General features: G+C 66.3%; 26 protein-coding genes and 1 riboswitch. Of the genes, 6 read left to right on the forward strand and 20 right to left on the reverse strand.

Going from position 1 to position 25874, the window contains the following annotated elements:
- From H292_RS0105755 to thiO, 4 genes are all read right to left on the reverse strand, one after another.
- The coding region (locus H292_RS0105755; protein WP_020110797.1) for an ABC transporter ATP-binding protein at window positions 1–431 on the reverse strand (431 nt) is incomplete at its 3' end.
- A 124-nt stretch (window positions 432–555) separates the two neighbouring features.
- Complete coding sequence (locus tag H292_RS0105760) at window positions 556–1308, reverse strand: thiazole synthase (protein ID WP_019663279.1); 753 nt, start codon at window positions 1306–1308, stop codon at window positions 556–558.
- On the reverse strand, window positions 1301–1498 hold the full coding sequence (gene thiS, locus H292_RS0105765; protein ID WP_019663278.1) for a sulfur carrier protein ThiS: 198 nt from the start codon (window positions 1496–1498) through the stop codon (window positions 1301–1303). Before thiS ends, H292_RS0105760 begins: the two co-directional genes overlap by 8 nt.
- Window positions 1495–2565, reverse strand: a complete 1071-nt coding sequence (gene thiO, locus H292_RS0105770) for a glycine oxidase ThiO (protein WP_020110798.1) — start codon at window positions 2563–2565, stop codon at window positions 1495–1497. Before thiO ends, thiS begins: the two co-directional genes overlap by 4 nt.
- Window positions 2565–2677, reverse strand: a riboswitch (TPP riboswitch). (Overlaps the previous gene by 1 nt.)
- A gap of 29 nt (window positions 2678–2706) precedes the next feature.
- On the opposite strand from thiO, the gene thiE reads away from it, so the two are divergent.
- Window positions 2707–3387, forward strand: a complete 681-nt coding sequence (thiE, locus tag H292_RS0105775; protein ID WP_019663276.1) for a thiamine phosphate synthase — start codon at window positions 2707–2709, stop codon at window positions 3385–3387.
- Here the strand turns inward: thiE and H292_RS0105780 are convergent.
- Entirely contained in the window at window positions 3384–4223 is an 840-nt protein-coding gene (locus H292_RS0105780) for an NUDIX hydrolase (RefSeq protein WP_019663275.1), read from the reverse strand. The two genes, thiE and H292_RS0105780, sit on opposite strands and share 4 nt — an antisense overlap.
- A 72-nt stretch (window positions 4224–4295) precedes the next feature.
- Between H292_RS0105780 and H292_RS0105785 the strand changes: the two genes are divergently transcribed.
- From H292_RS0105785 to H292_RS0105795, 3 genes are read left to right on the forward strand one after another with little or no spacing between them, the layout of a single operon-like run.
- Complete coding sequence (locus H292_RS0105785; RefSeq protein ID WP_027498635.1) at window positions 4296–5612, forward strand: hypothetical protein; 1317 nt, start codon at window positions 4296–4298, stop codon at window positions 5610–5612.
- Window positions 5609–6607 carry a transporter substrate-binding domain-containing protein gene (locus H292_RS0105790; protein ID WP_019663272.1) on the forward strand — a complete coding sequence of 333 codons (999 nt, stop codon included), beginning with the start codon at window positions 5609–5611 and terminating at the stop codon, window positions 6605–6607. The genes H292_RS0105785 and H292_RS0105790 overlap by 4 nt, the downstream gene beginning before the upstream one ends.
- A 1-nt stretch (window position 6608) precedes the next feature.
- Window positions 6609–8987 carry a serine/threonine-protein kinase gene (locus H292_RS0105795; RefSeq protein WP_155291709.1) on the forward strand — a complete coding sequence of 793 codons (2379 nt, stop codon included), beginning with the start codon at window positions 6609–6611 and terminating at the stop codon, window positions 8985–8987.
- Here the strand turns inward: H292_RS0105795 and H292_RS0105800 are convergent.
- Window positions 8976–10172: an acetate kinase gene (locus H292_RS0105800; RefSeq protein ID WP_020110801.1), complete on the reverse strand. Its 1197-nt coding sequence runs from the start codon at window positions 10170–10172 to the stop codon at window positions 8976–8978. The two genes, H292_RS0105795 and H292_RS0105800, sit on opposite strands and share 12 nt — an antisense overlap.
- Window positions 10169–12244, reverse strand: coding sequence for a phosphate acetyltransferase (gene pta / locus H292_RS0105805; protein ID WP_020110802.1), 2076 nt, complete (start codon window positions 12242–12244; stop codon window positions 10169–10171). The genes H292_RS0105800 and pta overlap by 4 nt, the downstream gene beginning before the upstream one ends.
- 60 nt (window positions 12245–12304) lie before the next feature.
- Here pta and H292_RS0105810 point away from each other — a divergent pair, with 60 nt between their 5' ends.
- Window positions 12305–12820 carry a nitroreductase/quinone reductase family protein gene (locus H292_RS0105810; protein WP_019663268.1) on the forward strand — a complete coding sequence of 172 codons (516 nt, stop codon included), beginning with the start codon at window positions 12305–12307 and terminating at the stop codon, window positions 12818–12820.
- A gap of 69 nt (window positions 12821–12889) precedes the next feature.
- Here H292_RS0105810 and fgd read toward each other — a convergent pair whose 3' ends face one another.
- The 12 genes from fgd to H292_RS0105870 all read right to left on the reverse strand — a co-directional run bounded on the left by fgd (window position 12890) and on the right by H292_RS0105870 (window position 24329).
- Entirely contained in the window at window positions 12890–13903 is a 1014-nt protein-coding gene (gene fgd, locus H292_RS0105815) for a glucose-6-phosphate dehydrogenase (coenzyme-F420) (RefSeq protein WP_019663267.1), read from the reverse strand.
- Between the two features lie 63 nt (window positions 13904–13966).
- Window positions 13967–14335: a YidH family protein gene (locus H292_RS0105820; RefSeq protein ID WP_020110803.1), complete on the reverse strand. Its 369-nt coding sequence runs from the start codon at window positions 14333–14335 to the stop codon at window positions 13967–13969.
- Window positions 14336–14357: 22 nt separating this feature from the next.
- Window positions 14358–15377 carry an aldo/keto reductase gene (locus H292_RS0105825; protein WP_019663265.1) on the reverse strand — a complete coding sequence of 340 codons (1020 nt, stop codon included), beginning with the start codon at window positions 15375–15377 and terminating at the stop codon, window positions 14358–14360.
- Window positions 15374–16720, reverse strand: a complete 1347-nt coding sequence (locus H292_RS0105830) for an LLM class flavin-dependent oxidoreductase (RefSeq protein ID WP_019663264.1) — start codon at window positions 16718–16720, stop codon at window positions 15374–15376. Before H292_RS0105830 ends, H292_RS0105825 begins: the two co-directional genes overlap by 4 nt.
- 8 nt (window positions 16721–16728) lie before the next feature.
- Window positions 16729–17625 carry an LLM class flavin-dependent oxidoreductase gene (locus H292_RS0105835; protein ID WP_019663263.1) on the reverse strand — a complete coding sequence of 299 codons (897 nt, stop codon included), beginning with the start codon at window positions 17623–17625 and terminating at the stop codon, window positions 16729–16731.
- Window positions 17622–17948: a rhodanese-like domain-containing protein gene (locus H292_RS0105840; RefSeq protein ID WP_020110804.1), complete on the reverse strand. Its 327-nt coding sequence runs from the start codon at window positions 17946–17948 to the stop codon at window positions 17622–17624. Before H292_RS0105840 ends, H292_RS0105835 begins: the two co-directional genes overlap by 4 nt.
- Window positions 17949–18059: 111 nt before the next feature.
- Window positions 18060–18773 (reverse strand): GNAT family N-acetyltransferase, encoded by a 714-nt coding sequence (locus H292_RS0105845; RefSeq protein WP_020110805.1) that lies wholly within the window; start codon window positions 18771–18773, stop codon window positions 18060–18062.
- Complete coding sequence (locus H292_RS0105850; RefSeq protein WP_020110806.1) at window positions 18770–19300, reverse strand: AAA family ATPase; 531 nt, start codon at window positions 19298–19300, stop codon at window positions 18770–18772. The genes H292_RS0105845 and H292_RS0105850 overlap by 4 nt, the downstream gene beginning before the upstream one ends.
- The gene (gene cysC / locus H292_RS0105855; RefSeq protein ID WP_020110807.1) at window positions 19297–21150 is read right to left on the reverse strand and encodes an adenylyl-sulfate kinase; all 1854 of its coding nucleotides are present in this window, start codon (window positions 21148–21150) and stop codon (window positions 19297–19299) included. The genes H292_RS0105850 and cysC overlap by 4 nt, the downstream gene beginning before the upstream one ends.
- The gene (gene cysD / locus H292_RS0105860; protein WP_019663258.1) at window positions 21150–22082 is read right to left on the reverse strand and encodes a sulfate adenylyltransferase subunit CysD; all 933 of its coding nucleotides are present in this window, start codon (window positions 22080–22082) and stop codon (window positions 21150–21152) included. The genes cysC and cysD overlap by 1 nt, the downstream gene beginning before the upstream one ends.
- A complete protein-coding gene (gene stf0, locus H292_RS0105865; RefSeq protein ID WP_027498639.1) occupies window positions 22079–22885 on the reverse strand; it encodes a trehalose 2-sulfotransferase in 807 nt (268 codons plus the stop codon). The genes cysD and stf0 overlap by 4 nt, the downstream gene beginning before the upstream one ends.
- 82 nt (window positions 22886–22967) lie before the next feature.
- Window positions 22968–24329, reverse strand: coding sequence for a sulfatase family protein (locus H292_RS0105870; protein WP_020110809.1), 1362 nt, complete (start codon window positions 24327–24329; stop codon window positions 22968–22970).
- Window positions 24330–24388: 59 nt separating this feature from the next.
- Here H292_RS0105870 and H292_RS0105875 point away from each other — a divergent pair, with 59 nt between their 5' ends.
- Window positions 24389–25246, forward strand: a complete 858-nt coding sequence (locus H292_RS0105875) for a formylglycine-generating enzyme family protein (RefSeq protein WP_037188070.1) — start codon at window positions 24389–24391, stop codon at window positions 25244–25246.
- Here the strand turns inward: H292_RS0105875 and H292_RS0105880 are convergent.
- Complete coding sequence (locus tag H292_RS0105880; protein ID WP_019663254.1) at window positions 25236–25730, reverse strand: GNAT family N-acetyltransferase; 495 nt, start codon at window positions 25728–25730, stop codon at window positions 25236–25238. The genes H292_RS0105875 and H292_RS0105880 overlap by 11 nt on opposite strands.
- Between the last annotated feature and the right edge of the window lie 144 nt (window positions 25731–25874).

Consider the following 25874-nt stretch of genomic DNA (forward strand, 5'->3'; position numbering starts at 1 on the left):
CCCAACAACGCCCCCGCCAGACCCAACCGCTGCGACATACCGAGCGAGAAACCACCCGCATTCTTCTTCGCAACCTCGCTCAACCCCACCAACCGAAGCACCTCGTCCACACGAGACCTCGGAATACCGTTCGACGCAGCCATCCACTCCAAATGCGCACGCGCAGAACGATTTGGATGCACCCACTTCGCATCCAACAACGCACCCACACTCCGCAACGGCTGCTTCAACTCGCCATACGGCTTACCCTCGATCAACGCCTGACCACTCGTCGGACGATCCAGACCCAAAATCATCCGCATCGTCGTCGACTTCCCCGCACCATTCGGCCCGAGAAAACCCGTCACAATCCCCGGCTTCACGGAAAAAGACAGATCATCGACCGCCTTCACCGCACCGTACTGCTTCGTCAACCCCGTCACTTGAATCATGGGGTCCACTGTGCCCGATCGACGGGTGCTCGCACATCGCCCGCGAGTCGCGATTCGACTCATCCTTTCGGATGACACCCGTACCTATGTGAGTGGTTGTGTAGGCCCTGGCCTACACAACCACTCACATAGGAGAACTGGCCTGGGCCCAGAAACGTTTGGGAATGCGGCCCGCGCGGCGGGCCTCGAATCCGGCGCTCACCGCGTGCCGCATCGCCGACGCCATCAGTGCGGGGTCTTTGGCGCGGGTCACGGCGGTGGCGAGAAGAACTGCGTCGCACCCGAGTTCCATCGCCACGGCTGCGTCGCTGGCGGTGCCGATGCCTGCGTCGAGGATGACGGGAACGCCTGCCGCGTCGACGATCATCTCGATGTTGTGTGGGTTGGAGATGCCGAGTCCGGTGCCGATCGGCGCACCGAGTGGCATGACGGCGACGCAGCCGATGTCTTCGAGTCTGCGTGCCAGGACGGGGTCGTCGGTGGTGTACGGGAGTACGTTGAACCCGTCGTCGACGAGTTGCTCTGCGGCCTTGACCAGTTCGATGGCATCGGGCAGCAGTGTTCGCTCGTCGGCGATGACTTCGAGCTTCACCCAGTCGGTTTCGAGTGCTTCGCGTCCGAGCTGTGCAGTGAGAACGGCTTCGGAGGCGCCGCGACAGCCGGCGGTGTTGGGCAGGGGTGCGATGTCGAGCTTGCGCAGTAGATCGAGGACACCGGTGCCGCCTGCGGCGTCGACGCGTCGCATGGCCACGGTGGTCAGCTCGGTGCCCGACGCCACCAGTGCCTCTTCCAGGACGGTCAGGTTCGCTGCTCCTCCGGTGCCCATGATGAGTCGGGATTCGAAGGTTCTGTCCGCGATAGTCAGCACGTCAGCCACCCTGCACCGCGGTGAGGATTTCGATGGTCCAGCCGGGTTCGACGGTGGTGGCGTCCCATCGGCTCTTCGGCAGGACTGTTCCGTCGACGGCGACGGCGATGCCCGTGTCCGGCATGGACAGATCGGCGAGGAGTCGACGCATCGTCAGCCCCTCGGAGAGTGCGTGTTCTTCGCCGTTGACGGTGATCATCGGTGCCTTCCTGTCTCGAATCGGGCTGGATCTGCAGCCTTGGCTTCGGGGAGTGTGTCGCCGGTGAGTAGTGCGGCGACAGCGTCTGTGGTGATGGGTGTCAGCAGGATTCCGTTGCGTCCGTGCCCGGCGGCGACGATGACGCGTTCGGAGACGCGGCCGATGAGCGGTAGGCCGTCGGGGCTCATGGGGCGCAATCCGGCGGCGGCTTCGTGTAGTTCGTATTCGCCGATGCTGGGCATCAGTCGTTCGGCGTCGGCGATGAGGTCGCGGACTCCGGCGACGGTGACCTGGGTGTCGTGGCCGGATTCGTACTGGGTGGCGCCGACGACGAGGCCGTCGCCGCGTGGCACGAGGTAGATGGGGCGGCCGTGGACGCTGCCTCGGATGGTTCGGCTGGGCGGAGCCGTCGCGCTGGGTCGTCGTCTGAGTCGGAGTATTTCGCCTTTGACGGGTCGGACGGGGATGTCCGGGAGAAGGGCGGAGACCTGCGCTCCGGCGGCGACGACGATTCGGTCGGCAGTCAGGGCGTCGAGGTCGGTCACCTGTTCGGCGACGAAGTCGACGCCGGCTGCGGACGCTGTCAGTGCGTCGACGAGGGCGCGGTTGTCGACGGCCTGTTCCGTCGGCGCGAGAAGTCCGAGGCGGATGTTCTGCGCGAGCGAAGGTTCGAGTTCCCGGATCTGCGCCCGGTTCAGGATGTCCAGCTGGTGCCCGTGTTCGCCGACGAATTCTGCGATGGTCCGCAGGTCCTGGGCGTCGGCGGCGTCGAGTGCGACGGTCAACGAGCCCGATGCGGTGAACACGTCGACTCCGAGCTCGCGTGCGAACTCGGGCCAGCGGTCCAGCGAGCGCGCCCCCAGCTTCAGTAGTTCGTGTTCGCCCGGCCATCCCTCGGACAGCGGTGCGAGCATTCCGCCGGCCACCCAGGACGCGCCCGACCCGATGTTCGGGTCGTACAGCTGGACCGACCATCCGTCGCGCTGCGCCCTGGCTGCGACGGCGAGGCCGATGACGCCGCCTCCGACGACGGCGAGCGTTCCGAGCCCTGACTTTTCGAACTTCACCGAGAACCACCCTCACTCCCTGCGCCGGCATGATCCGGTTCAGGTATTGACGGTAAGGACGGGCGTGTCCACTCTCAGCCCCGCGTACCCCAGGACTCCCGTGTATCTGTCTTTCCGACGAGAAGACTACCGTCTGGAGACGTGCATCCCACTCAGAGCTCCCGTGAACGCTTGAACTCTGCCCGCCTGTACCTGTGCACCGACGCCAGGCGCGAGCTCGGCGATCTAGCCCAGTTCGCCGAGGCGGCACTGTCCGGCGGCGTCGACATCATTCAGCTTCGCGACAAGAACTCCGCAGGTGAGCGTGAGTTCGGTCCGCTGGAGGCCAAGGACGAACTGGCTGCGCTGGCCGTCCTGTCCGCGGCCACCAGGCGTCACGGCGCGCTGTTGGCCGTCAACGACCGCGCGGACCTGGCGTTGGCGTCGAACGCCGATGTGTTGCATCTGGGCCAGGGCGATCTGCCGGTGCATTACGCGCGGCAGATCCTCGGACCGGATGTGGTGATCGGACGTTCGACGCAGAACCGTAGCCAGGCGAGTCTGGCGGCGATCGAGGACGGTGTGGACTACTTCGCGACCGGGCCGGTGTGGGCGACGCCGACGAAGCCGAATCGCAAGGCCGCGGGCCTCGAACTGGTGCGCAGCACGGCCGACTCGGCTCCGACACGGCCGTGGTTCGCCATCGGCGGTGTCGACGCCGACAACGTCGACGAGGTCCTTGCGGCCGGCGCGGACCGTGTTGTCGTCGTGCGTGCCATCACGCAGGCCCGCGACCCGCAGGCCGCAGCTCAGGCGCTGGCGGAGAAGCTGAAGGGCAACTAGCTCAGCCAGGCGAGGACGGTCGACGGCGGGAGCACCTGCACCGCCGTCGGCAACCGTTCCTTCAGGCCGCGGTCCGCGGTGACGAGCGCTGTCAGCGCGCTTCCGTCGTGTGCGCGCCGGGCGAGTTCGTCGTCGCCGCTGCCCGACGCATGGATGACGGGGACTCGGGCGTCGTCGAATCGGGCTGCGCGGGCGTCGCCTTCGAGGACGGCTTCGATGGTGGTGAGCCACCCGTAGGTGCCGCCGGGCAGTTCGACGGTGCGCGGCAGGACGTCGGCGAGGGAGGTCAGCAGCTCGCCGGTTGCGCCGCTGCGGTCCTTCCACCAGCCGTTGGGGCGGGAGCCGAGCACGTTGGCGGTGTCGAGCAGTACGCGGAGAGGTTCGGTCCGCAAGGTGGGCCAGCTCGCCGCGAAGCCGGGGTGCAGAGGCAGGGCGTCGACCATGCTTTCGGGAACCCAACGCAGTTCGGTGCTTTCACCGTTCGGGGTGGTGGGAAGCTGAGTGTCGGCGTCGGCGACGACGGTGGTGTACGTCCAACCGCTCGGGGCCGTCGCGGTGAGCTTTTCTCCTCGGACGTTGAGCCGGGCCGCGCCGATTCCTGCTTCTTCGTCGGCTTCACGGACGGCGGCCGTCACTGCGCTCTCGTGCGAGTCCTTCGCGCCGCCCGGAAGCGCCCAGGTTCCGCCCTGGTGACTCCAGAGGGCGCGGTGTTGCAGCAGTACCGTCGGCTCACCGTCTGCGGACGGTGCACGCAGGAGCAGACCTGCGGCTCCGTACCTTCCCCAGTGTCGCGTGCCGTTCTCCCCGACTACCCACCCGTCACCGTCGCCGCGCATACCTCCACACCTTAGGGGACTGCACCTTCGGAGTGTTCGCCGTCCACGTACGCACCGCGGGCGGAAACTTATATGCTCGAACCTGTGAACGTGGTCGGCACTACACCCACTGCTGCCGTACCTCCCACGACGGCCGCCACGGCCTCGGAGAGCGACTCGCGGCGTGAGTTGCGGCGCCTGGCACGCTCGACGCCTGCGCGCATGATCGCCCTGGGCGGTCTGCTGATCGTGTTGCTGGTCGCGACGGGGTTCGTGACGAGTGAGGCTGTGTCCGATCGCGAGTCCACGCTCGATTCGTTGTTGGTGCGCACCGAGCCTCTGGCCAATTCCGCGCAGAATCTGTACGGCGCCCTGTCGGTCGCGGATGCCGCGGCGTCGACGGCGTTCATCTCCGGTGGCCTGGAACCTCAGGCGGTGCGTGACCGGTACGCGCAGGCCATCGGCGACGCGGGCACCGAGCTGATCCGGGCGTCTGGCGGGCTCGGCGAGTCCGACACCGAGGCCAGGGACGCTCTCACGGAGATCGGTGCGGCACTGCCGGTGTACACGGGCCTCGTCGAGACCGCCCGTTCCAACAATCGGAGTGGCAATCCCGTCGGATCGTCGTACCTCGGTGAGGCGTCCACGCTGATGCAGACCTCGCTGCTTCCCCGCGCCGAGGGCCTGTACACGGCGCAGGCATCGCGGGTGTCGACGGATCAGGAAAGGTTCGTCCACCCACCGGTGTTCGCTATCGCGACCATCGTCGTCGTCCTCGGACTGCTGGTGTTGGCTCAGCTGTACTTGTCGCGGCGCACGCACCGGACCCTGAACTGGGGGTTTCTGACGGCGTCGGGTCTGGTCACGGTGCTCCTCGGGTGGATGCTGGTGGCCGGGCTCATCTCCGCGACCGCGACCGACCGTGCGCTGGACCGCGGTGTCACCCCGCTGCAGAAGCTCACCACGGGGTTCATCCTCGCTCAGCAGGCCAGGTCCGACGAGACTCTCAACCTCGTGCGCCGCGGCAGCACCCGCGAGTACGACGCCGAATTCAACGACAACACGCAGAAACTGGCCGATCTGTTCGACGGTGATGCGGCGATGACGGAGTCGTTGGCCAAGTGGAAGACCGCGCATCAGCGGATCGACGACGCGTTGGCCGTCGGCGATTTCAACACCGCCGTCACCATCGCGACGGGAAGCGGCGTCGCAGATTCGGCGGTTCAGTTCAAGGCTCTCGACGACATGCTGATCGCCGGCATCGAACAGGGCCGCACCGAGCTTCGGGGCAACGTCGAGCGAGCCAAGACCTCCCTCGTCGCGTTGAGCTCCGGAGCCATCGTCCTCACGATCGCCGCTGCGGCGGGCGTCGCAGGCGGTCTCGTTCCAAGGTTGCGTGAGTACCTGTGAACCGAATTCTTCTCGTCGTCGCCGCGATCCTCGTGGGTCTGCTCACCACCAGTTGCGTTGCACCGGAGGCGTTGCCGCCCGAGCCGGACATCAGTTACACCGAACCACCCATGCCCGACGGTGCGGGCCCGGCAACGGGTGCACCGGAAGTCGACTCCCCCGACCCGCAGTGCGCGCGCCCGACGGCCAGTCTTCGTCCCCTGCAGTTCGGACCGGGACAGGCCGGTCTTGCCCCGGAGAACACGCCACCGTCTCCGACCGTCGACCAGATCCGAGAGCGCGGTCGACTGATCGTCGGGCTGGACACCGGCAGCAACCTTTTCAGCTTCCGTGATCCGATGACCGGCAAGCTCGTCGGGTTCGACGTCGACATCGCGCGCGAGATCTCACGCGACCTCTTCGGTGACCCGGATCGAGTGGACTTCCGCATCCTGACCTCCGCGGAACGTATCGAGGCCTTGCAGAACTCGACGGTCGACGTGGTGGTCAAGACCATGACCATCACGTGTGCGCGCAAGGAGGAAGTGTCGTTCTCCACGGTGTACTTCCAGGCGCAGCACCGGGTGCTCGCGGTCAAGAACTCCGGCATCAACGGTGTCGCGGACCTGGCGAATCGACGCGTCTGCGCGGTCGACGGCACGACGTCGCTGCGGCGGCTGCAGCGCATCGTCCCGACTGCGCAGATCACCACGGCCGCGATGTGGTCCGACTGCCTCGTCGTCCTCCAACAACGTCAGGTCGACGCCGTCAGCACCGACGACACGATCCTCGCGGGTCTCGCCGCGCAGGATCCGTACCTGGAACTCGTCGGCGACAGTCTGAGCCCCGAGCCGTACGGTGTCGGAATCAAGAAGGAGAGTGAGGATCTGGTGCGGTTCGTCAACGGCACCCTGGAGCGAATCCGCGGTGACGGAACCTGGAACCGCCTGTACACCCGCTGGCTGTCGGTCCTGGGCAGCTCGCCCGGCCCGCCGTTCCCCCAGTACGTGGACTGACATGAGCGCCCGAGACCCCGAGACTCCGACCGGTCGATCCACCGCGCCCTCACAGCGCACCGAAGCCGTGTCCCGCACCGAGGCCGTGTCCCGTACCGAAGCCGTCGCCAGAACCGAAGCGTCCGAGCGCACCCAGGCCGCCGACAGGACTCAGGCTGCCGACCGAACTCAGGCTTCTCCTGTTTCGCAGGTTCGTTCGTCGCGGACGTCCGGCCGGACGAGGCCGACTCGGTCGAATCGAACGGATCCTCGCCGACGCCTCGGCGCGGGCCTGGTGGACATTCCTCGTGTCGATCCTGTCGACCCTGCGACGGCGGTGATGTCGGATCCCACTGTTCCGCAACGCAAACGGTTCTGCTGGAAATGCAACTCACCGGTCGGCCGGAGTGCAGAAGGTGAGCCGGACAAGCCGTCGGGCATCTGTCCTCATTGCGGCTCGACGTACGATTTCACGCCGCTGCTCGAGCCGGGCGATCTCGTCGTCGGGCAGTACGAGGTGCAGGGGTGTATCGCGCACGGCGGTCTCGGTTGGATCTACCTGGCCATCGACCGCAACGTCAGCGATCGCTGGGTGGTGTTGAAGGGTCTGCTGCACTTCGGTGACGACGAGGCCCACGCGGTCGCCGTCGCCGAGCGTCAGTTCCTCGCGGAGGTGGCGCATCCGGGCGTCGTGAAGATCTACAACTTCGTCGAGCAGCCACGTACCGACGGCACCCGCATCGGGTTCATCGTCATGGAGTACGTGGGTGGGCGTTCGTTGCGGGACATTCTGTCCTCTCGCAAGGACGCCGAGTCGGGTGCGCGGGTTCGGATGCCGGTGGAGCAGGCCATCGCCTACGTGCTGGAGGTTCTTCCCGCGTTGTCCTACCTGCACTCCATCGGGTTGGTGTACAACGATCTCAAGCCCGAGAACATCATGGTCACCGACGATCAGATCAAGCTCATCGATCTCGGCGCGGTCGCGGGTATCGAGGATTTCGGATACCTCTACGGCACTGCCGGATATCAAGCCCCGGAGATCGTCGAGACCGGCCCGACGGTGGCGTCGGACATCTACACCGTCGGGCGCACGTTGGCGGTTCTCACTCTGGACATGCCGCAGACGAAAGGAAAGTACGACCCGGGCATTCCGTCGCCGGAGGATCACGAACTGCTCCGCCGGTACCCCTCGTTCCATCGATTGCTGCTGCGCGCCACCAATCCCGATCCGGCACAGCGGTTCTCCACCGCCGACGTGCTGGCCAGCCAGGCCACCGGTGTACTCCGCGAGATTCTGTCGCTGCAGACCGGAACGGAACGTCCCGGCCTGTCGACGGCGTTCAGTCCGCCGCGCACCACGTTCGGCACCGAAGAATCCGTCGGGCGCACGGACACGTACGTCGACGGCAAGGTGCGCGGCGACAGAATCAGTGCTCGCGACGTCGTCTCCGCGCTTCCTGTTCCCTTGGTCGATCCACTCGATCCGAGCGCACCTCTACTGGCGGCGGCGGTGCACAGCGAACCGCAGCAGACGCTCGATTCCCTTGCGCACGCCCGCCGCAACGGTATCGAGAGGTTCGCCGACGGATCGCCGGGCGGACTCGAGATCACCCTCGCGGAGGTGAAGGCGCACATCGACCTCGGAGATACCGGGACCGCGCAATCGGTGCTGAACCAGGTGATCACCGACGGCCCCGATCCGTGGCGGGTCGAGTGGTACTCCGGCCTTCTGGACCTGTTGCGCAACGAGTTCTCCGACGCATCGACGCATTTCGAGAACGTTCTCGATGCGATGCCGGGTGAGCTGGCCCCCAAGATCGCCTTGGCCGCGAGCGCCGAGCTGATCATGGAGGGCACCTCCGTCCAAGAGCCGGAAGAGCGCGAGAAGTGGCGGGCCTGCGCCGAGTCGTACTATCTCTCGGTGTGGCGCACCAATCGCGCCGTCGTCAGCTCCGCCTTCGGCCTTGCGCGCCAGATGATGTATCGCAGCGACCCCACCGCGGCCGTCGGAGTGCTGGATCAGGTTCCCATCAGCTCGCGGCACTACGCCGTCGCTCGTATGACGAGTGTGCTGACGCTGTTGATGGATCGGCCGTCCCCCGACCTCGAGGAGGACGACTTCCGCGAGGCCGCGAGACGTGTCGCCATGCTCCCCCGGCGCGAACCTCGAGCGTTGCAGATGCGCACGTTGGTTCTGGCGATGGCAATGGACTGGGTTCGGTCCGGTCATGCTGTCGAGACCGAACGTGAGCCGATTCTCGGTGCCCCGTTCACCGAGAAGGGCCTGCGCTCGGGCACCGAGACCGGGTTACGCGCCCTTGCCCGTAACGCGACCGACCGCGCGCACCGCTACACGCTCGTCGACCTCGCCAACGCCATCAGGCCACAGTCACTCTTCTGACCCGTTCTGCTCCGACACGACCTGTTCGGTGGCGCGGGCGATGGCGAGTTCTTCGTCGGTCGGGACGACGAGGACGGTCACCGCCGAGTCGTCGGTCGAGATCACACGAGCATCCTTGCTGCGTACGGCATTTCGCTCGGAGTCGACGACGATACCGAACCCTTCCAGCGACGCCAGGGCGTCGGCGCGTACCGCGGAGGCGTTCTCGCCGACGCCGGCGGTGAACGTGATGGCGTCGAGTCGGCCCAGGTTCACCATGTAGGCACCGATGTACTTGCGGAGACGGTGGATGTAGACGTCGTAGGCGAGTGCGGCGTCGTCGTCACCGTCGTCGATCTTCTGGGCGAGCACTCGGAAGTCGTTGACACCTGCGAGTCCTTTGAGCCCGGAATTCCGGTTCAGCAACTGGTCGATCTCGTCGACGTCCATGTCCGCGTTGCGCCGTAGATGCATGACGACGCCCGGGTCGATGTCACCGCTGCGGGTGCCCATGACCAGGCCTTCCAAGGGCGTCAGGCCCATCGAGGTGTCGATCGGAACGCCGCTGCGGATCGCGGATGCAGACGCTCCGTTGCCCAGGTGCAACACGATCTGGTTCAGGTCGTCTCGGCCGAGGAACTCCGACACCCGACCCGACACGTACTCGTGCGACGTGCCGTGGAAGCCGTAGCGCCTGATCCCGTTCCGGCGGGCCACGTCTCGGTCGATCGCGTACGTGGCCGCGGCGGCGGGCAGCGAATGGAAGAACGCAGTGTCGAACACGGCGACGTGCGGGATGGACGGCAATTGTTCGCGCGCAACGTCGATGCCGAGTACGTTGGGTGGATTGTGCAGCGGCGCAAGCGCACTGAGGTCGGAGATCTGCTTGACGACCGCGTCGTCGATCAGCGTCGGTCGGTAGAAGATCTCCCCGCCGTGTACGACGCGGTGGCCCACCGCCGTCACGTCGGAACCCAGCTCCACTCCCGCGTTCTCCAGCATCTCGAACGCGACGGCGAGACCGACACCGTGATCGGCTATCTCCCGGCGGTTCTCGATCTCCTCACCGTGGAACTCGAGGACGACGCGACCTTCCGGCTCCCCGATCTGCTCGACCAGCCCGGAGGCGACGGACCGGCCGGTCTCGGGTTCCACCAGTTGGAACTTCACCGACGACGAACCGGAGTTGACGACGAGGACGCTCATGCCTGGTGCCCCTGTGCCTGGATGGCCGTGATGGCAACGGTGTTGACGATGTCCTCCACCAGTGCACCGCGAGAGAGGTCGTTGACGGGCTTGCGAAGACCCTGCAGAACCGGCCCGACCGCGACGGCACCTGCGCTGCGCTGCACCGCCTTGTACGTGTTGTTGCCCGTGTTGAGGTCCGGGAAGATGAACACCGTTGCGCGGCCGGCGACATCGGAATCGGGCAGCTTGGACTTCGCGACGGACGGCTCTATCGCTGCGTCGTACTGAATCGGGCCCTCCACGAGCAGTTCCGGGTTTCGTTCCCGCACGAGCCGCGTGGCCTCGCGTACCTTGTCGACGTCGGCGCCGGTTCCCGAGTCGCCGGTGGAATAGGACAGCATCGCGATGCGGGGTTCGATGCCGAACTGAGCGGACGTGGTCGCCGACGAGATCGCGATGTCGGCCAGTTGCTCCGCCGTCGGGTCCGGCACGATAGCGCAGTCGCCGTAGGCGAGAACGCGGTCGGACAGGCACATCAAGAAGATGCTCGAGACGGTGTCGACGCCGTCGGCCGTCTTGATGATCTCGAACGACGGACGGATCGTGTGGGCTGTGGTGTGGGCGGCGCCGGACACCATGCCGTCGGCAATTCCCTTGTACACCATCATGGTTCCGAAGTACGAGATGTCGGTCATGATCTCGCGTGCCCGCTCGATGCGCATGCCCTTGTGCTTGCGTAGTTCGGTGTACTCGGCGGCGAAGTCCTCGGCGTGGTCCGAGGTCTTGGGGTCGAGCACCTGCGCGTCGCCGAGGTCGACCCCGAGTTCCGCTGCGCGACGCCGGATGGGGCTTTCCTCGCCGAGGATCGTCAGCGTGGCCACCTGCCGCTGCAGCAGCCTGCCCGCCGCACGAAGGATTCGGTCGTCACCGCCCTCGGGGAGGACGATGTGTTTCTGATCGGCGCGAGCGCGGTGGATCAGCTGGTACTCGAACATCTGCGGCGTGGTGATCGACGGGATGCTCAGCTCCAGCCGATCCAGCAGGGCCCGAGCGTCGACGCGCTGTTCCATCAGGCTCAGTGCGGTGTCCACCTTGCGCTGCGAGCCGACGGCCACCCGGCCACGTGCTTTCGCGGCCGCGGAGGCGGTGTCGAACGTACCGAGGTCCGTCGTCAGGATCGGCAGTTTGGGACCGAGACCGGACACGAGCCTGGCGATCGCGGGGTGCGGCTCGATGCCCCCGTTCATGATGATGCCGGCGAGCGAGGGAAAGCCCTCTGCTTCATGGGCGTTGACCAGTGCCAGCAGCACGTCCGAGCGGTCGGCCGGGGCGATGACCACCACTGAATCCGTCAGACGCTCGAGGATGTGCTCGGCCGTCATCCCGCCGACCATGACCCGAAGCGCTTCGCGTTGCATGAGCTCGGGGTCTCCGCTGTAGAGCTTTCCGTCGACGGCCTCGAGCAGCTCGGCCATCGTCGGAGCAATCAGAAGTGGGATCTCCGGCAGGCTCCACGCCGGCACTCCGAGCGGTGTCAGTGCCTCGGTGACCTCGTCGAGCTTGTCGGGGTCGCACCGGTTGGCAACGATCGCGGCGAGGTGCGCGTGGTGCTGACGAAGCTCGGCCTGACACAGCTGCGCCAATTGGACGATCTCGCTCGTCGACCGTTCCGAGCCTCGAAGTGCAAGCAGCACAGGCGCGCCGAGGTTCGCTGCGACACGGGCGTTGAAACTCAGTTCCGACGGGCTGCCGACGTCCGTGAAATCGCTGCCGACGATCACCACTGCGTCGCACTGCGCGGCGACGTCGTGGAAGCGTGAGACGATCTCGCCGAGCGCGGCGTCGGGATCGGCGTGCACGGCCTCGTAGGTGACGCCGAGTGACTGCTCGTAGGACAGATCCGCCGTCGTGTGGTCGACGAGAAGTTCCAGAATGTAGTCGGTTTCCGTCGTCGACCTCGCGATGGGCCGGAAGACACCGACCCGGGCCGCAGACGCACACAGCATCTGGAGCACTCCGAGTGCAATGGTCGACTTACCGGTGTCGCCCTCGGGTGAGGCGATGTAGATGCTCGATGCAGGCTCGGCCATGGGAGTCAGCGTACTGGTTCCGCTGTTGACAGAAGGTGACCTGCGGTAGTCAGATCGGTCATGGCCGAATCACCGTTTCCCGATGTGCGCTGGGGCAGCGAAACGAGCTTCATCCGCACACCCGCCGTCGCGTTCGCCGCGACCAAACCAGGATCGTGGGTGATCCGGAACCTCGCAGGCGTCGACCGCAGGCTGCTCGAGCGAACGAACGGCCGGTTCACGATCCTCGGTCCCATCGCCGCGCCGGTGGTGCTTCTGACGACGACCGGCCGCAAATCCGGTCGACCCAGAACGTCCCCGCTGCTGTACTACCGCGAGAGCGACAAGCTGTACGTCGTCGGCAGCAACTTCGGGCAACAGCACCACCCGGCATGGACGTCGAACCTCCTCGCCGACCCCAACGCCACCGTCGCCATCGGGGGCAAGAAGATCCCCGTCACCGCCACCCCCGTCGTCGGCGCGGAGAAAGCTCGCATCTACGCGGCGTTCAACGACATGGTCCGCGTCTACGGGGAGTACAAGAACCGCACTGACCGGGACATGCGCATGTTCGAACTGGCGGCCGTGCAGCCCTGACCACCCGCATGAATGTGCCACCGTCTACGCGTTGCGGTGGCACATCCATGCCGGCGGGGAGCGGCCGAACTAACCCAACTTGCGCAGCCGCGGCGACAGGTCGCGCTCGAAGAGTTCGAGGAAGCGCTTCTGGTCGTGTCCGGGGGCGTGGAAGACGAGGTGGTTCAGGCCCGCGTCGGTGTACTGCTTGACCTTCTCCACGGCCTCGTCGGGGTCGGAAGCGACGATCCACCGCTTGGCGACCTGCTCGATGGGCAGTTCGTCGGCTGCTTTCTCCATTTCGATCGGGTCGTCGATGGAGTGCTTCTGCTCCGGGGTCAGTGACAGTGGTGCCCAGAATCGGGTGTTCTCCAGCGCGAGGTCCGGGTCGGTGTCGTAGGAGATCTTGATTTCGATCATCTTGTCGATGTCGCCTGCGTCGCGTTCGGCTTTGCCTGCGCCTTCTTCGACGGCGGGAAGCAGCTTGTCGGTGTAGAGCTCCATGCCCTTGCCGGAAGTGCAGATGAAGCCGTCGCCTGCGCGGCCTGCGTACCGGGCGACGACGGGTCCGCCCGCGGCGATGTAGACGGGGATTCCGCCTTCGGGGACGTCGTAGATCGATGCACCCTTGGTGGTGTAGTACTCGCCGTCGAAGTCGACGCGGTCACCGAGCCACAGTTCTCGCATCAGGCGCACGGATTCGCGGAGGCGCGCGAAGCGTTCCTTGAATTCGGGCCATTCTCCGGTGAATCCGGTGGCGATTTCGTTGAGTGCTTCGCCGGTGCCGACGCCGAGCATGATTCGCCCCGGGTACAGGCAGCCCATCGTGGCGAATGCCTGGGCGATGACGGAGGGGTTGTAGCGGAAGGTCGGGGTGAGGACCGAGGTGCCGAGCTGGATGGTCTTGGTTCGTTCACCGACGGCCGTCATCCATGCCAACGAGAACGGTGCGTGTCCGCCTTCGTGCCGCCAGGGCTGGAAGTGGTCACTGACCGTCGCCGAGTCCATGCCGTGCTGCTCGGCGAGAACACCGAGTTCGACGAGCTCGCGCGGTCCGAACTGCTCCGCCGACGCCTTGTATCCCAGTTTCAAAGCCTGTGCCACGCGCTGCTCCCTTGTCGAATGTCACTAATCCTTCGATTGTGCACTCCCGACGGAAACGGTGGGCTAGTGGATCCCCAGCACCGTGACAATTCCGGCCATTACGGCAACTGCACCGATTCCGACGGCGAACATCCAGAGATCTTTGGCGTAGGGCATCGGCGCTCCGGCTTCGAGTGCCCGACGGACCTGCAACCAGCGTCGCAATCCGACGACGGCAGCCGACGCCGCCATGCCGATCAGGACCAGTCCGAGCGTCGTGCGAACCCATCCGGTACTGAAATCGGGAACGAGGTGGACGATGGCGATGCCGCCCGCGAGCAAACCGAGCGACGTGCGCATCCACGCCAGGAAGGTGCGCTCGCTGGCCAGGGTGAATCGTTCGTCCGGGCGGGCGGGCGGTCCAACAGGCGGCTCGTCGGTCACACTCCACATGATGCACCATCGGCTGGAACCGCTATTTCTTCGGGCGCAGCACCGTTCCGTGCACTCCGTGCTCGTCGATGGCGGCGAGCTCGGCGTCGTCCAGATCGGCGAAAGTGGTTGCTGCCAGGTTGTGTTCGAGTTGAGCGGTCGAGCTCGCACCGACGAGCGCAGTGGTGACCTCCGGACGGCGAAGAACCCACTGCAACGCCAGCTGAGGTAACGACTGACCACGTGCCTGCGCGATCTTGTTCAGCGCCGCGGCTCGCTCGACGTAGACGTCGGAGATGTCGTCGGCGTTCAGGAAAGCACTGTCGGCGGCGCGTGAATCCGCGGGCACGGTGCCCTGCAGGTACTTGTCGGTGAGCAGTCCCTGTGCCAGCGGCGAGTAGGCGACCACACCGGTGCCGTCCTGAGCTGCAGTGTCCAGGTGACCGCTCCGTTCGACGGTCCGATCGAAGATGGAGTACCTGGATTGGTGCACGAGCAGAGGTGTGCCCAGCTTCTGCGCGATGATCGCCGCGTCGTGAGCGCGCTCGGCGGTGTAGTTGGAGATGCCGATGTAGTGCGCTTTGCCCTGCGCCACGATGGAGGCCAAGGCTCCGATGGTCTCTTCCAGAGGTGTGTCGAGATCCGGGCTGTGCGAGTAGAAGATGTCGACGTGATCGACTCCCAGGTCACGCAGGGTGATGTCGATGGAATCGAGCAGGGTCTTCCGTCCGCCACCGCCCAGGTACGGGCTCGCGCCGATGGGGTTGCCTGCCTTCGATGCGATGACGATCTCGTCGCGGTACCGCCCGAGATCGCTGCCGAGTACGCGACCGAACACCTTCTCCGCGGCACGGAACGGCGGACCGTAGCGGTTGGCGAGATCGAAATGCGTGATGCCCAGATCGAATGCGCGGAGGATGATCTCGCGCTGAGTCTCGAAGTGTCGGTTGTCGCCGAAGTTCTGCCACAGACCGAGGGAGAACTCGGGAAGCTTCAATCCGCTTCTGCCGCTGCGGCGGAACTGCGCGTTGTCGTAACGGTTCTCTGCTGCTGAGTAGGTCATGATGCTTTCCGGTCCGATGCGGCGTGCTCGTCGTCCAGACCGAGGTGGCCACGCAGTGTGGTGGATGTGTATTCCGTGCGGTGGACCCCACGTTCCTGAAGGGCAGGAACGAGTTTGTCGACGAGGTCGTCGATACCGTCGCGCAGGTGATAGGGATTGATGTTGAATCCGTCGACGACGCGGTGGCGCACCAGCTCGGTCCAGCGGTCCGCAACCTGGGCCGGCGTACCCGAGTGGAAACGCGACGCGGGCGACACTTCGAGAACGAGCTCTCTGATGGACAACCCCTTGTCCGACGCCAGCTTTCGCCACCGCTCGATCTGATCCAACTTTCCGGTGCGCGCGTCGATCGACAGCGTGCCCCTGGATGGATCGAGCTCGGAGTCCACCGGATCGATGTCCGGGAGCGGACCCTCCGGGTCGTACGCCGACAGGTCCTTGCCCCAGTAGTGTTCCAGGAACGCGATGGCGCGAACACCGTTGTGCGCGTTGGATCGCAGCCAGCGGACCTTCTCCTCGGCCTCGTCGGGCGTGTCCCCGAGGACGACGGTCACGCCGGGCAGAATCTTCACGGCATCCGCCGCCCGCCCGAACGCCGCGGTCCTGGTGCGGAGATCGCGTGCGTAGGCGACGGCGTCGTCGTAGGCGTTGTTGGCCGAGAACACGACGTCGGCGTGACGCGCAGCGAGATCGCGGCCGCCCGTCGAGTCGCCGGCCTGGAACAGTATCGGTCGACCTTGCGCGCTGGCTGGGACGTTCGGCGTCGCGTGCGCTGTCAGAAGGTCGGTGTCCGAGCCGATCTTCTCACCGGCCCAGTACTGCTTGGCGAGTTCGACGACCTGTGTTGCGCGCTCGTATCGACGTTCGTGGGCGAGCCACCCGCCACGCCGGAAGTTCTCACCGGTCCAGGCATTGTCGGTGGTGACGATGTTCCAGCCTGCGCGCCCCTCGGAGAGCGCGTCGAGGCTCGCGAGGCGCCGAGCAAGTTCGACCGGCAGGCTGTACGTGGTGTTCTGCGTTGCGACGAGCCCGATGCGCTCGGTGACGCTCGCGAGTGCCGCGAGTTGGGTGATGGCGTCGGGCCGGCCCGCGATGTCGGTGGACAGGATGGCGCCGCGGTTCTCGCGAACGCGCTGGCCGTCACCGAGGAAGAAGGCGTCGAACAGTCCGCGTTCGAGCTTCTGCGCGACCTCGACGAACGTGTCCGTGGCGACCTGGTCGGGGGCGTTCGGGTCCTCCCACACGGTCTGGGCACCGATGCCGGGGTAGAAGACTCCGAGGTGGATCTGCGCGTTCTCGTCGTAGGCGGCACCGGTGTCGGGATGGCTGTCGATGGTCGACAAGAGTTCTCCTAGTTCTGTGCCGTCACGGCGTAGCGGCTGACGGGACGGTCGAGTCCGAGGTTCTCTCGGAGTGTGCGGCCCGGTTCCGGGCGGCGCAGTACCCCTGCCTCGGCCAGTGCGGGCGCGACCCTGTCGATCAGGTCACCGAGCTCCTCGGCGGATGCCGGCGTGAACCGCACTCCGTCGACGACACCGACGAGCGGCGAAACATCGTCCGTCACGGACACATCCGCGAACACCAGCCGGTCGTGCTCGGCGGCCGAGGTCGGATCGTCGACGAGGACGATGTCGAGCAGATCGGCGATACCGAGGTCCGCGCGACCGATGACGACGATCTGACCCTGCGGCGAGCGCGGAGTGATGAGTGGTCCGACGACGTCGAAGAACTCTCCTTCGAATCGAACGTGGTGAACCTTGTCCGGGTCGAGGTACCTGCCGGTCGCGGTGTCGCGGATGACAGCGTCGTCCTCCCACGAATCCCACAGTCGCCGTGCGAGATCGACGACATCGCGTACTTCCCGCGTGATCGCGTCGGCGTCGCGCACGTCGGTCCCCACTGCATCGTGGGCTGCGCTGCGATTGTCGGCGCCGACGACCCAGGCACCGCGTCCGTGCGAGGTGTGATCGAGGCTCGCCAGCTGGGTGGCGAGGAAGAACGGCTCGGTGGTGAGCGTGTGGACCGTCGGCCCCAGTCCGATCGTCGACGTCGTGGACGAGACGAACGCGGCACGAGTGCCTGCGTCGATGCGGTATTCCTCGTCGGCTTCGGGAACGAGCGCATCCCCGAACGTGACGAGGGTGAACCCGGCGCGTTCGGCGGCCGTCACCGCTTCCTTCAGTGCCCTGGGCGATTCGTTGCGGCCGTCCAGTTCGACAGCCAGAAGTAGTCCGTTTCCTGTGCTCACTGCGTGTGCACCGTCGGGACGCCGTGCTCTTTCAGTGCAGGAAACCCACCGTCCACGTGCGAGACGTTGGTGTAGCCGAGCCCCTTCAGTTCGTCGACGACGGGGCCCGAGCCCTTGACGGATCCGCAGAACACGACAATCGGCTCGTCGCGATCACGGTCGGCGGCGCCGAACTCGGCCTCGACGGCAGCCTTGTCGACGACGACGGCTCCGGCGACGGTGCCGAACTCGATTCGCGACTTCTCACTTCGGACGTCGATCAATGTCGCGGTGGCGGAAGCTGCCTCGGCGGGAGAGATCAGTGATGCGTCGTTCGAGCTCATGGTCCTTCTTTCACGAAAAGGTGGCGTTACTTGCCTGAATCAACCAACTATCTTTCCCCACGGACCGGGGTAGGAAAAAGGATTGGGATCAGCCTGAGTCGAATGGACACCTCAGGCCGGAGTGCGTACCAACGTCAGTTCCGAACGCTGGCGCAGCTCGAATCCGATGGACAGGTACAACCGAATGGCGTTCTCGTTCGACGCCGACGCGTGCAGAAACGGCTTCTCGCCGCGTTCCCGGATACCGTGCCCGACGGCACGCACGAGTTCGGTGGCCAGGCCACGACCGCGGTAGGCCGGATCGGTGCACACCGCGCTGATCTCGGTCCACCCCTGCGGGTGCATCCGCTCCCCCGCCATCGCGACCAGCGCACCCCCGGCGTCGGCGTCGCGGATCCCGAGGTAGGTTCCGAGCTCGAACGTCCTCGGCAGGAACGGTCCCGGCTTGGTGCGGTCGACGAGATCCAGCATCTCCGGAACGTCGGGTGCGCCGAGTACGACGGCTTCCGCGTACGGCCGGGTCTCGAGATGAGTCCCGACGAGTTGGACGAGGCCGAACTGGTCGATCAGCTCCCAGCCGTCGGGAATCACGTGCCCGGTGCCGCGCAGCGACACGATCTCACCGTGTCCGAACAGTTCGACGATGTCGTTCCAATCGGACTGCTCGAGCACGGGCGGGTGGCCGAGAAACGGCGCGACCTCCGGGTCGAAGCGAAAACTGCGGCCCACCGTGCGCGCGAACCTGGCGTGCGCCCCCAGCAGTGAACTGCGAATCAGATCGTCGAGCGGGTGACCCGCCTGCTCGTCGAGGAAGTTGATGCTCACCGTGTGCCTTTCGAGAACTCTCTGACCGGATTCACATCGATCCAACGCAGCACCTGCTCCACCGATTCCTCCACCGACTGGCCTGCGGTGTCGAGGACGTGATGCGGGGATGTCCACGGCTCGTAGTCGCGGTCCTGGATGTCGGCCCACGTCGGCACCGCCAGCCCAGGAATGCCGACGTCGCGCGTCCGAACGCGTCGGCGATGCTCGTCGACGTCGGAGCAGGCCACCTCGATCAGGACGATCTCGGCTCCGGTTTCCGAGGCCACCTTCCGCCATGCGTCGCGCGACGCGGCCACCGGCGACACGCTGTCGACCACAACGGGCACCCCCACGGCGAGCTGATCGGCCGCCAGCGCGTACAGCACCGAGTACCCCACCGTCCCCGGGACGATTCCCGCGGTGGTGATGCGGTGCTCGATCGTGTCGAGTCGCAGGTACGGCCACTGAAGACGGGACGCGACTTCCCGCGCCACCGTCGTCTTCCCGGTGGCCGGAAGTCCGGCGAGGACGACGAGTGTGCTCACCCCCGGTCGAGCACGGCCAGGACCTGGGCCACGAGGTCGTCGATGTCGGCGCCGGTGGTGTCGATGGTCAGGTCGGGCGACGACGGCGGCTCGTAGGGCGCGTCGATGCCGGTGAGTCCCTTGAGTTCGCCGGCGCGGGCACGCTTGTACAGACCCTTGGGGTCGCGGCGCTCGCATTCTTCGAGCGGCGTGCTGACGGCGACCTCGACGAAGGTGAGTCCTGCAGCGTCGTTGAGGGCGCGCGCGATGGCACGGTCGGATTCGAGAGGCGAGACGAGAGATGCGATGGCCACGACGCCTGCGTCGGCGAGCAGCCTCGTCAGATGCCCGACGCGTCGGATGTTCTCGGCTCGGTCGCCCGGGGTGAATCCGAGGTCGTCGGACAGTCCGTGCCGGACGTTGTCGCCGTCGAGAAGATATGCAGCGCGGCCCGATTCGACGAGCGCGCGCTCCAGTGCGACGGCGACGGTCGATTTGCCCGACGCCGGCAACCCGGTGAACCACACCGTCGCTCCGTGTTGACCGGTGGACGACCATCGGTGGGCGCGGTCGAGAGCCGACGGGTGCCATTTGATGTCGTTGCGGGTCTGTTCGCCGGGTTTGACCTCGCGGGCCTCGGAGATCGTGCCTGCGCCGACGGTGTCGTTCGACGTCTCGTCGATGAGGATGAAGGCGCCGGCGTCGCGGTTGTCCGTGTACGGGTCGGCGAGGATCACCGAGGACGTTCGCAGTGTCACGGTGCCGATGTCGTTGAGCGTCAGTTCGACCGGTTGATCCTGCTCGTCGAGAGTTTCTGGATCGAGCCGGGAGTGCAGTGCCTGCACGGTCGCACGCACGGTCGACGCCGTGTGCTTGAGCGCGACGCGATCACCGGCGCGCAGCGGGGTGTCGCCGAACCAGCAGACGGTTGCCTCGATCTCGCGGGCGAGGACCGGAACGTGTGCGGCCTCGGCGCCGCTGACGACGACGTCGCCGCGACCGATGTCGATGTCGTCGGCGAGGGAGATGGACACCGAGAGCGGTGCCACCGCTGTGGCGCGGTTGTCGTCGAGTGTGTCGAGCGCGGTGACGGTACTGCGTGCTCCCGACGGCAGTGCCACCACGGCGTCACCGACCTGCAGCGTTCCGGCGGACAGGCGACCGGTGTAGCGTCGCCGCTCGTTCGCCGTGGGTCGCGACGCCCATTGGATGGGAAGGCGCAGTTCCTCCGGACGTGTTGCAGGAGCGACGAGTTCGACGGATTCGAGGTACTCGAGCAAGGTGGGGCCGGTGTACCACGGGGTGTTGGTCGATCGGTGGACGACGTTGTCGCCGTCCTTGGCCGCGAGTGGGATCACCGTCAGATCGGTGGCGCCGAGACGGCCGGCGAGCGTGTGCAGCTCGGCTTCGACGTCACGGAACTTGTCTTCCGCATAGTCGATCAGATCGATCTTGTTGACGGCGGCGACCAGGTGCCGGACGCCGAGCAGCGACGAGATCCGTGCGTGCCGTCTGGTCTGCCGCAGTACGCCTGCCCGGGCGTCGACGAGGAGAACGGCGACGTGAGCGGTCGATGCGCCGGTGAACATGTTGCGGGTGTACCGCTCGTGACCCGGTGTGTCGGCGAGGATGTAGCTGCGGTTCTCGGTGGAGAAGAACCGGTAGGCGACGTCGATGGTGATGCCTTGTTCCTGTTCGGCGCGCAATCCGTCGGACAGGGCCGCGAGGTCGGGGACACCGTCGTCGCGCGTCACTGCTTCGAGGTGATCGAGGGGCAGGCTGTCGGTGTCGAACATGAGCCGTCCGATGAGCGTGCTCTTGCCGTCGTCGACCGAGCCCGCGGTTGCCAGTCGCAGTAGTTGCCGTGTCATCAGAAGTACCCCTCGCGCTTGCGATCTTCCATCGCGGCCACCGAAGTCCGGTCGTCGGCGCGCGTCTCTCCCCGTTCGGATACCGTCGCGGCCGAGATCTCCCCGATCACTCCGGCGATGTCGGTTGCATGGCTACGGACGGCGCCGGTGATGGTGAGATCACCGACGGTGCGGTATCGAACCCATTCCGTCGCGGCCTGTTCGGTCTCGGCCGGAGATGTGAATTCCGATGTGGCGAGCAGAATTCCGTCTCGGGCGAACACCTCGCGCTCGTGCGCGAAGTAGATCGACGGGAGCTCGAGGCCTTCGAGTTCGATGTACCGCCAGATGTCGAGTTCGGTCCAGTTGCTGAGCGGGAACACGCGCACCTGCTCGCCGCGTCTGATTCGGCCGTTGTACAGCGACCACGGCTCGGGGCGCTGCGCACGAGGATCCCACTGCCCGAATGCATCTCGAAAACTCAGTACGCGCTCTTTGGCACGTGCCCGTTCCTCGTCGCGTCGCGCACCGCCGAAGGCAGCATCGAACCGGCCCGCCTCGAGGGCGTCGAGCAGCGTTCTGGTCTGCAGTCGGTTCCGCGAGCCGTTGGGGCCACCGATCTCGCTCGCACGCCCGGAGTCGATGGATTCCTGCACGGAGGCGACGATCAGTCTGTGTCCCGCCGTTTCGAGCCTGCGATCACGGAACTCGATGACCTCGGGGAAGTTGTGCCCGGTGTCCACGTGCATCACCGGGAACGGAAGCGGTGACGGACGAAACGCTTTCTCCGCCAAACGAAGGAGAACGATCGAGTCCTTGCCCGCGGAGAAGAGGAGAACGGGACGTTCGAGTTCGGCCACCACCTCGCGGATGATGTGCACGGCCTCGGCTTCGAGAACGCGGAGCTCGTCCACGTGAGTGACGTCGGGGGTCACCTCGTCGGTGGTCGTCATACTGAAATCCTTTCTGCGCGGTAACGCTCGATCCAGTCGTTCGACCTGTCGTTGCCCTGCCGCTGCAGGGCGGGAGGCGGCGCCAACTCCGGATCGAGCCCCAAGGCGACGAGCACCCTGGCGACCTGTCCGGTCGTGTCCGATGCCAGCTCGTGGTAGTCGATGTCGAGGGGTTCGACGCCGGCCTCACCGAACCATCGCGCCCACTGCCGCTCCTGATCCTCCAGAATGGCGTGGAGATGAGCGATGCCGTCGGCGTTGTACTCGGCGCGAGCGTCCACCTCCGGGTCGGCACGGCCACGCCACACCTGGGTCTGCACGGCGCGCCACATCGACACCGCCTGCGCCACAGTGTCTTTTCGCGCGACATGCACCAGCAGAACGTCCGGGCCCAGTACGTCCTCTATGGCGGTCTTCAGGTCGCCGGCGTCCGGATCGTCGGCCTGCCGGCCTGCCAATCCGTCGGCCCATGCGGTGAGCAGCGGCGTCTGGTTCCACATGAGCTTGCCACCCCACACTCCGTTCGGGGTGCGCCCGGCATCGAGGATTCGGGCGCGCCACTCCTGCGGCGTCTCCGTGGACGGTGTTCCGGGCTTCCACGGCGCGAGCAATCTCAGGATGTTCTCGTCGTCGACGCCGGCGAACCACTCACGCGGCTGAGGCGCCAGCGACGTGCTCGGGAGGTACTGGAAGAACTCCTGTGGCTCGCCAGCCTGCCCGGTTGCACGAAGCGATTCGACGAGCAGGGTGCTTCCGCTTCGCTGTGACGCGAGGACGAGGTACGAACGCGGCTGATCGCTCATGCCGGGAATACTAGACACACGCGAAACACTTTGCACAACAGGATTTTCGATCCTGTTGCGTCAAACCATTGCCAAACCGAACTCAGTGTGCAGCGGGACCGTCCTGCGTACCCTCCGCTATCCCGCGCTCGGACGACAGCGGAGACCGCGACGGCAGTTTCAGGCCTTTCGTGACGAGGTAGTCGTGGGTGTAGCGGTCGGAAATGCGCGACCCGACGAAGTCCGACGGAATCACGTCACGCGTGGATTCACGCCACGTGTGCAACCTCAGAGCCAGGTCCTCGGCAATGGCACGGTACTCCGAATCCTCGTGCAGATTCACTGTCTCGCCCGGGTCGCTGCGCAGATCGTAGAGCTCGTTGCGTGCACGCGGTGAGCGCACCGATTCGGCCACGGCCTGGCCCGACGGGCTCTCCTCGATGTCCCACGGCAGGTCGAGTACGGGACGTTCGGCGTAGTTCTCGATGTAGCTGAAATCCTTCGTCCGCACGGCGCGGATGGGGTCGAAGGAATCGTGGTAGGTCTTCGAGGTGAACACCTCGTCCCGCACCGGCGCGCGGCCCGACGCGAGGTTGTCTGCGTGCGAGAGCCCTTCCACCTCGTCGGGCACAGGTGCACCCAGGAGGTCGAGCAGGGTGGGCACCAGGTCGACGCCGCTGAAGAGCTCGTCGTAGACCCGGGGCGCAAGACCGCGATCGGTCGGTGGTCTGACGATCAACGCAATCCCCGTCCCTGCCTCGTACAAGGTCGACTTCGCTCGGGGAAACGCCGGACCGTGGTCGGTCATGAACACGACCCACGTCGAACGGTCGAGCCCGGTCTCGGCGAGGGTGTCGAGCAGCTCGCCCACGGCAGCGTCGGCGACGGTGATCGATCCGTGGAACTCGGCGAGGTCCTCGCGGACCTCCGGCGTGTCCGGCAGGTAGTCGGGAAGCTCCACGGCATCGGCGTCGTCCGGGGTGTACCGCTCGGCGGGGTACGGACGGTGCGTCTCGAAGAATCCCGCGGTCAGGAAGAACGGCTCGGTGCGATCCTCGCGCAACCAGGCGTCGGCCTTCTCCACGACGTACTCGCAGTACGAGTTGGAGACGTCGTAGGAATCGAAACCCAGCCGGGACGGAAACGAGGACTCGTGTTGCATGCCGAGCAGGGCCGTCTGCCAACCGGATTCACCGAGCAGCGCGGGCAAGGTCTGCACACCGGGGCGGTACTCCCACCCGTGGTGAGCCAATCCGACCAACCCGTTGCTGTGCGGATAGCGGCCGGTGAAGAGCGACCCTCGCGACGGTGAGCACAACGGCGCCGTCGCGTGCGCGTGCGTGAAGAGAAAGCCCTCCGCGGCAAGTGCGTCGACCCGCGGGCTCGAAACCGAGCGGTGCCCGTATGCGCCGAGATGCCGCCCCAGATCGTGCCAGTGGATCAGCAGGACGTTCTCTTTCGTCATTCCTATTGCCTAGCACATGTCCGGCCCTCGCTCAGGGGGACAGGTGGCAGCATGGGGGTATGAGCGGTGGATGCTGTGCGCCCGATCGCGACGAGTCCAGTAGGCGTCGGGACCTTCCCGAGCGCGGCGCCGAGCCGGGCGTGCTGATCGAGGTGCCGGGTGGGACGTTCCTGATGGGATCGGAGGATCCCCTGGCGTATCCGGCCGATCTGGAGGGGCCGGTCCGCCGCGTCGAAGTCGAGGCGTTCTCGATCGCGCCGACGACGGTCACCGTTGCCGAGTTCGATGCGTTCGTCGCCGCGACCGGCTACGTCACCGACGCCGAACAGTTCGGTGATTCCCTCGTCTTCGCCGGATCGCTCCCCGCCGAGGACTCGTCGCCCGCGGTCACCGCGACGCCGTGGTTCCGCGTCGTCTCGGGGGCGTCGTGGCGGCGGCCGTCGGGCCCGGCGTCGTCGATCAGCCCGGTGGCCGATCACCCCGTCACCCACGTGTCCCGGCGTGACGCCGACGCGTACTGCGCATGGGCCGGGTCGTCGTTGCCCAGCGAGGAGCAATGGGAGTACGCGGCGCGCGGCGGGTTGGAGCAGCAACCGTTCCCCTGGGGGGCGGACGAATCGCTCGACCGGATGAACACGTGGCGCGGTGAGTTCCCCGGCGAGCACGTCGACACGGTGTTCACTGCACCCGTCCGGTCGTTCGAGCCGAACGGCTACGGCCTCTACAACACCACCGGCAACGTCTGGGAATGGACCACCGGGACGTTCGACGCCGCCCGCCGCGACATCCGGGCCGTCATCCGCGGCGGGTCGCACCTGTGCCACGCCAGTTACTGCCGGCGATACCGCACCTCGGCCCGTTCGGGCGTCACGGAGGACACCTCCAGCAGCCACATCGGGTTCAGGCTCAGTCGGTGAAGACTTTCTCGAAGGTGTTCGAGAACGGCATGGCCTCGTAGGGCGGGAAGATCGGGATGCGCGTGTAGCCGCTCTTCTCGTACAGGCGCACGGCGTCGGGCTGGCGGTCGCCGGTCTGCAGGATCAGCCGCGGCAGTCCGAGTTCGCGGGCCGCGTCCTCCGACGCGGTGAGCAACGCCGTGGACACCCCGGTTCCGCGGTGGTCCGGGTGGACGAACATGCGCTTGAGTTCCAGGTCACCGGCGTTCCATCGGACCGCTGCGTGCCCGACGGGTGTTTCTCCCGCGTAGACGACGATGGTGCGGTGCACAGTGTCCGGGTCGACGGCGTTCGCCTGCGTGCGGGCCATGTCCGCGGCCCGGTCGGCGTACCGCGGCCCGACTTCCGCGGCCATCGCCGCCCGCAAGGCTTCGGCATCGGCGTGGTCCCACGGGACCTCCTCCGTCCGCAGGGCCACTGTCACCAGGTCGTTCTCGACATTCACGCCGAAAAGTCCATCACCGCGGGCCGGCGCACGTCAACGGTTTCGATCACGCAGATCCTCTCGTTTTCGATCAACTCGAGCGAATATCTTCCCAAGTGCGCGTCGACGAGATTCCATGGACCGACGTCGGGACTCACCCGTCGC

The sequence above is a fragment of the Rhodococcus sp. 114MFTsu3.1 genome, assembly GCF_000383555.1.
GTDB classification, from domain to species: Bacteria; Actinomycetota; Actinomycetes; order Mycobacteriales; family Mycobacteriaceae; genus Rhodococcoides; species Rhodococcoides fascians_E.